This is a genomic window from Alkalihalophilus lindianensis, assembly GCF_032843265.1.
GTDB lineage: Bacteria > Bacillota > Bacilli > Bacillales > Bacillaceae_D > Alkalihalophilus > Alkalihalophilus lindianensis.
Window position 1 is genome coordinate 1 of the sequence record NZ_JAWJBA010000017.1, and the last position, 6,001, is coordinate 6,001.

General features: G+C 34.7%; 9 protein-coding genes. 2 read left to right on the top strand and 7 right to left on the bottom strand.

All coding sequences use genetic code 11. From position 1 onward, the window contains the following. Positions 1-292: 292 nt before the first annotated feature. The 7 genes from RYX56_RS20960 to RYX56_RS20990 all read right to left on the bottom strand — a co-directional run bounded on the left by RYX56_RS20960 (position 293) and on the right by RYX56_RS20990 (position 4,231). Complete coding sequence (locus tag RYX56_RS20960) at positions 293-634, bottom strand: DUF1048 domain-containing protein (RefSeq protein WP_317123938.1); 342 nt, start codon at positions 632-634, stop codon at positions 293-295. Continuing rightward, positions 631-975 (bottom strand): PadR family transcriptional regulator, encoded by a 345-nt coding sequence (locus RYX56_RS20965; RefSeq protein ID WP_317123939.1) that lies wholly within the window; start codon positions 973-975, stop codon positions 631-633. Before RYX56_RS20965 ends, RYX56_RS20960 begins: the two co-directional genes overlap by 4 nt. Positions 976-1,196: 221 nt before the next feature. Beyond that, positions 1,197-1,682 carry a tetratricopeptide repeat protein gene (locus tag RYX56_RS20970; protein WP_317123946.1) on the bottom strand — a complete coding sequence of 162 codons (486 nt, stop codon included), beginning with the start codon at positions 1,680-1,682 and terminating at the stop codon, positions 1,197-1,199. Between the two features lie 100 nt (positions 1,683-1,782). Continuing rightward, a complete protein-coding gene (locus tag RYX56_RS20975; protein WP_317123940.1) occupies positions 1,783-2,241 on the bottom strand; it encodes a 2-thiouracil desulfurase family protein in 459 nt (152 codons plus the stop codon). Between the two features lie 133 nt (positions 2,242-2,374). Then, complete coding sequence (locus tag RYX56_RS20980; RefSeq protein ID WP_317123941.1) at positions 2,375-2,737, bottom strand: VOC family protein; 363 nt, start codon at positions 2,735-2,737, stop codon at positions 2,375-2,377. A 733-nt stretch (positions 2,738-3,470) separates the two neighbouring features. After that, complete coding sequence (locus tag RYX56_RS20985; RefSeq protein ID WP_317123942.1) at positions 3,471-3,818, bottom strand: DUF3147 family protein; 348 nt, start codon at positions 3,816-3,818, stop codon at positions 3,471-3,473. Further along, positions 3,809-4,231, bottom strand: coding sequence for a MarR family winged helix-turn-helix transcriptional regulator (locus RYX56_RS20990; RefSeq protein WP_317123943.1), 423 nt, complete (start codon positions 4,229-4,231; stop codon positions 3,809-3,811). Before RYX56_RS20990 ends, RYX56_RS20985 begins: the two co-directional genes overlap by 10 nt. Before the next feature lie 294 nt (positions 4,232-4,525). On the opposite strand from RYX56_RS20990, the gene RYX56_RS20995 reads away from it, so the two are divergent. Both RYX56_RS20995 and RYX56_RS21000 read left to right on the top strand, forming a co-directional pair. Further along, positions 4,526-4,960 carry a hypothetical protein gene (locus RYX56_RS20995; protein ID WP_317123944.1) on the top strand — a complete coding sequence of 145 codons (435 nt, stop codon included), beginning with the start codon at positions 4,526-4,528 and terminating at the stop codon, positions 4,958-4,960. Positions 4,961-5,053: 93 nt separating this feature from the next. Continuing rightward, complete coding sequence (locus RYX56_RS21000) at positions 5,054-5,371, top strand: hypothetical protein (protein ID WP_317123945.1); 318 nt, start codon at positions 5,054-5,056, stop codon at positions 5,369-5,371. Positions 5,372-6,001: the final 630 nt, after the last annotated feature.

Here is a 6,001-nt window from a genome sequence, read left to right on the forward strand (position 1 = left end):
CTTTTATATCTTCTTCACTTGCTTTTTTTATCTCCAAACTAATCACCTCTAATAGTACGCAATGATAAATTATTATAACATTGTTATTGAACTATTCTGCTCTGTTACTTGAATATCCGCTGGCTTAATTTTAACATTAATTTCCTTTTTTTGTTACACAAAAAAATGCGTTCCTGCTTTATTGCAGAAACGCACCCGTTAGCTTAAGTACATTGTTTCACAAACTTTTGTAAGTTTGGTGTTATATTCTTAATTTAATGAAATTCATTGAACAAACACTAGGGTTTTATCGTTAGCCACGACCAATGGTATCGTTCAACTTCTTGCGATACTTGTCACTCCAAGTTTTTTCATCTTTCACTAGGTCGTCGCAGAAAGCAGCCACATCCTCACCCGTAAGGTCAGTGACTTTCTTACCTTCCACTGCTCCTTCCTCGAAGAGTTCGAGAATGTTGCGAAAGATACGGCTGCTGTCCTTCCAGTCGGTTGGACCAACACCAACAGTCCACATATATTTTTGGATAGCTTTGTAAGCGTTACAGTACTCACTTGGAAGTGCCTTCGCACGTGCTTCCATCGCCTTCCATTCCCGCTTGTCTTCCAGACTTCCGATAATTTTTTCAAAAATACTCATTTTACATTCTCCTTTTTGATTTTCTTAGTTTTGAGTTCGTTAATTTTACTTGAGATAAAACCCCATTTTTCCCAAAAGATTTCTAGTTTCTCTTGACCTGCTACGTTGAGTGTGTAAAATTTCCTAGGCGGTCCCACAGTGGATGGCTTTTTCTCTATGTCCACCAGATTGTTCTTCTCAAGCCGCATGGTAATGGTATAAACTGTGCCTTCAACCACATCAGTAAAGCCGAGTTCTCGCAGTTGCTGCGTGATTTCATAGCCGTATGTTTCACCCCTGCTGATGATTTCAAGCACACAACCCTCAAGCACCCCTTTCAGCATTTCCGTGATATTTTCCAAATGTTTTTCCTCCATTTGTATTTTACTTATATTTTTAGTACTCTGTATCACCGGTATTCAGTATTACTTATTACTAGGTATATAGTATAACAGAGTAGCATCGCCTGTCAAGAATGAAAAAGCTATTGTCTTCTTGAACAAACCTGCCCCGTTAGTTGAAGAGGTAAGGACATACCCTGTTCAAGCAACGCACCCGTTAATGCAATTCAACTTTTCACAAACTAATTCCAAATTTCGTCTAATTTATCCGAATAGAATTCAATTGATTTTTTATAACTGGAAATATTAGGGTCTTTAGTCGTAGATATTAAGCATTTTAGCAATAGCTCCATAGCTTTACTATGTTCATTCAAATTATATAAGGTCATTGAATAGAACGTTTGCATAGCTCTATTATCAGGGAATAGTTCCATCCCTTTTAGAAACGTACTTTTTGACTTTTCATACTCACCCAATGTTCTATATGTACTACCTAATCCCAATAAGGCTCCTTCCAAATCTGTTGGGGGCAACCCAAATTTAATAGCATTTTCATAAAAAGGTACAGCTTTAGCTTCTTCACCTAATATGTCAAAACTCCAAGCACATTGGTAGTTAATCGAAGCATCATTATAAAACTCCTCTACTAATCTCATTAATAATTCGTTTGATTCTTTGTAATGTCCCCTTTTCCGTAAATCAATTGCTTTTTCTAATTCTTTGTTCATCATTTCATCTCCAATACTATATTTGTTTCTTTTCCTAAACGTCCCCGATAGCACAAGAAATACGCTGACTTTTTTATCAGCGCCCCCGTCACTTGAATAATTAAACGTAATTTTTAACAAATTGTTCTTCTGAGATTACTTGTAATCCATTTCTTTTAAGTAACGCAGAAGTAACTCCATTCCCAACAATTTTCTCACCACTAAATTCGCCATTGTAAATAAGCGAACTACCGCAGGATGGACTATTCTCTTTGAGAACAATTAGGGTTGCATTAATTTTTTGAGCTTTTTCTAATGTAGTATAAGCCCCTTTTATGTAAAGTTCGGTTACATCTTTATTAGTCTTATCCAACACTTTAGCCTTTCCATCAAGTACATCTTCTCCGTCTCCTCCTACTATTTCAGCAGGTTCCCTTGGGGTTGAAAATCCGCCAAACAATTCAGGACAGACTGTGACAGCTTTGTTCTCTTCAACCAATTTACTTATCTTCTTATCTAAACTATGTGTACCGTTGTACCTTACTTCTAATCCAGCTAAACAAGAACTGACTACTATCATAAACTACACCTCTCAATATAATTCCATATAATATTAATATTATTGTTCCATTCCATGCACCTTTACTTCAATAAGCAAAAGAGCAATCCCTGCTCATTTAAAGGATTGCTACCCGATTGTTGAATATGATTTTTTAAGTTGCTTTTATCATTTCTACTCTGTTACCAAAAGGATCTCTAAATTCAAACCGTTCATAGTTTGGAATTGGAACTGATTCTAACATTTTTATGTTGTTCTCATCTAATACTTTTCTCCAGTGAGAAATATCTTCTACTTGATAGGCTAAATGAGCTTTTGTAGTTAACCAATCGAACCCTTCTTCGGTACCAACATGCACTTCTTTGTCTCCAACTTGTAGCCAGAATCCTCCTCTCCCTTTAAGAGAATCAGGCTTTTCGATTTCATTTAATCCTAATACATTACAATAAAAATCTTTACCTTGTTCTTCAGCGCCCTTTGGTATAGTAATTTGAGCGTGATGTAATCCGATAATCATTAGGGGGTCCTCCTTTAAAGTGAAGTTAATTCCATTATAGTGGTTTTTGGGTTCTCCACTGCCATTGCAAGAGTTCCTTAACTATTGCACCCCGTTTGTTTAAGAACAAACTAGAATGAACGAGGACTCTCGGGAAGGGTATTAGCAAGAAATGAGCTGCGTCTTCTTTCGTATTGCCGTTTTTCCTAATTACAGAAGTTTATTTTCATGGTAGTGAAAGAAAGAGCATAACCCTTCTAAAGTTTAAGTTCTAAATACGATTGGTCTCGAGCCATCACTGTTTGAGGAACAAAACAAATCAATAGATTACTATCATCCAAATTCCTAAAACGTCGAACCCATTCATCCTCATTCGGTCCCAAATACTTAGACAGTATCCGTATTGTTAAACGGTTCAACTTTTCCTTCACCTCTTAAATCAGCGTGTAAAACAATCCCCTTTTTATAGTCAAAATCAACAATTCCTATCCCACATTTGGGGATATTTCTTATTCTCTCTGGGAAAGTATCTGAAGGATTACCTATTATCCAAATCTGATTATTTTCCCAATGAAACCAACAAGGTGAATCCCTCTTTGTAACCCAATTGCGAGCATAGCCTTGATACTTCCACAGAATCAGTCATCTTTGCTTCTCTAATAATTATAAATATTAGTTTATTTAATAAATGTTAATGATCTTCTTAACCCCTGTTAGTACCACAAGAAGTAGTTGAATCTATGCACCCATTAAATTAGAAGAATGGTGATGCCTTCTTTACAAGAAAATCTTGAATTATTAAAAATAGAATCCATCCACCAACTCCAAATCCTATTGAGATTAATAGTGAGAAAGAAGCTTTCAATAATACTGCTACTATAATTAATAGGACAGCAGTAGCAGGAAACCCCCATAGGACCCCCAAGGCAAATTTGCTTAGGTTGGTAGTTTGTTCTCCTTGCATATAAAGCCAAAACAAACTCAGTAAACTGACTAAGGGCAAAGCAGCAATTATTCCACCATACTTCGGAAAAAATCTTGCTACTTCTGTTACTAATCCAATAATGATTGCTGAGACCAGAATCTTTGTAATTAAAAACACTTCTTCGCCTCCTGACTAAGAAGAACAAATGCTTTTTCTATCATTACAATATCTGATGGATCAAGATTCTCTAATACATTTTTGAGTTTTTCATTATCCAATCGTGTATTTCTATACAATACTTCCCTCCCATCTTTAGTTAAAATGACAAATACTTTCCTTTCATCTTCTACACTTCTTTCTTTGGATACAAAGCCCTTTTTAATTAGTCTTTTAATGTGTTCAGAAGCAGTATTATGTGTAACACCTAAGTATGTAGCTAAATCACCTATCGTTATTTCTTTCTTCTTTTCAATGTGTTGCAATAAACGTATAGCTTGGTGCGAGATATTCTCTTGATGAACGTAATGGAGTAGATGATATATATCAGTCCAATTTTCATTAATAGTTTTGATTGTTTTGTTTAGAGTCACAATAAACCCCTCCTTATTTATATCTTATAATACGATATATTCTTAGGGAATGATATATATTATAAAAAAGCCACCGTTTTGGTAGCTCTATAAAGAAAGCAAATGTATTATCTTATCTAACCAACCTAGCTAAGTTTTACGATTTCTCCCCAACAACTGAATAAGAAGAAATAGGGAATTCATGTTAAAATAAGTAAGTAGTTCATGAAATGCTTCTTATATAATTGATTCATTAGATGTTTTATTTGTTACTTTTAAATGGCTTCTAAAGTTAACATTTGGAGATGATGCTCGGTGAGTTCAAGTCGAATTCTTCGATCTTTGTTTATTGGTTCTGTTACCATGTGGTCTTTTCTCTTATTGGAGGGTGATTTACTGAGTGGTGATTTCTTTAATATATTATCTTTTTCTTTCGGAACCATTTTTATCATTTTCTCCATCATCGCAGGTTCATTTTTAGAAGGTATTGAAACTAAGCATCATGTAAAAACTTACCTCCCGCTTTCCATGTCCATCTACTGGATCTATTCTCTCGTACTTTATACTATCTTCATGATCGAGATCAACATCATGTTTATCCTGTTATTTGCGATAGTCATTAGCTTGATTGATTTTGGAGTGGGGAAAGGTGTGAAAAACACAGCTATTAGACAGGATTTAGCAAATGTAGCATTGACGTTTCCGCTGTTTGCTTTCTTCATGGGGTTTGTACTAACTAATTTTATCTAATTAACCTTGCAGATAGTTAACATAACCAAAGATAAGAAGGAACAGCAAATAAACCAAACTTTAAATCGTACAGCACATTTGGGAGGGATATTATTGAGAACTGTTTTTTACGGATTAGTTATTTCAATAGGACTTTATTTACTTATCGTTTTAACACTGTTTTTTATTACTCATGAATTCCCGCTCGAAACAATAAAAATGATAGCATTTGGATTAGCGATAGTGTTGCTAATTTCTGCTTTCCCGTTATCCAAAACAATTTATCACGGCAGTAGGGTAGCCAATCCAACTTACACAGCGTACACACCTCCAGATGAGCATCATCAGCAAAAACTTCAGAATGACTATGAATTAAATCAAAACAAATTCAAAACCAACCTAGAGGAAGATTCATTTGTTCTGCCGTCTTAATGATTATATTAACCATGATTTTAACGATACTATTTTGACTCAAGAAGAACTCTTTTGCTCTTTGTAACAGGTCTCATTTTGTGGTGAGAAACTCATTGCACAATCAAATTACTAAACGAATTGCCAAGTATATAGATAGATTAGTTGAATAAGCAACAAAATTACTATATGAATTAACTTTATTGCCTCCCAAACTTCGCCACCCTTTTAAGATAGTAGATTCCCGTAAGTAATAAGACAACGCCTACGATTCTCAGCATTATAGTTCTAATTAGTTCATCATCTACTGTGATACTAAGAATCAAGGAACCCATGACTATAATAATAATTCCTAAAAAGACGTGAATTAATTTCTTCATCGGTATCCTCCTTATTATAATTAGTTAATTTACATGTATCTCTATTTCTAATTGAACTATCCTGCTCGTTTGTTCAATAAGACCTTTAAAGGGGCTTTATTCTTTTAGACCAACGCACCCGCTTTTATAAAATTGATTGTTTTATTCACAGTCATTGTTACCTATTAAGCGAATTGTCAATCTTGGTATAAACGTTAAGATGTTCCAAACGACTTCACCAATTAGTTCAATTAGAATTAGGGTATCTTTAAAAAAGCCGTCTCTATTTCTT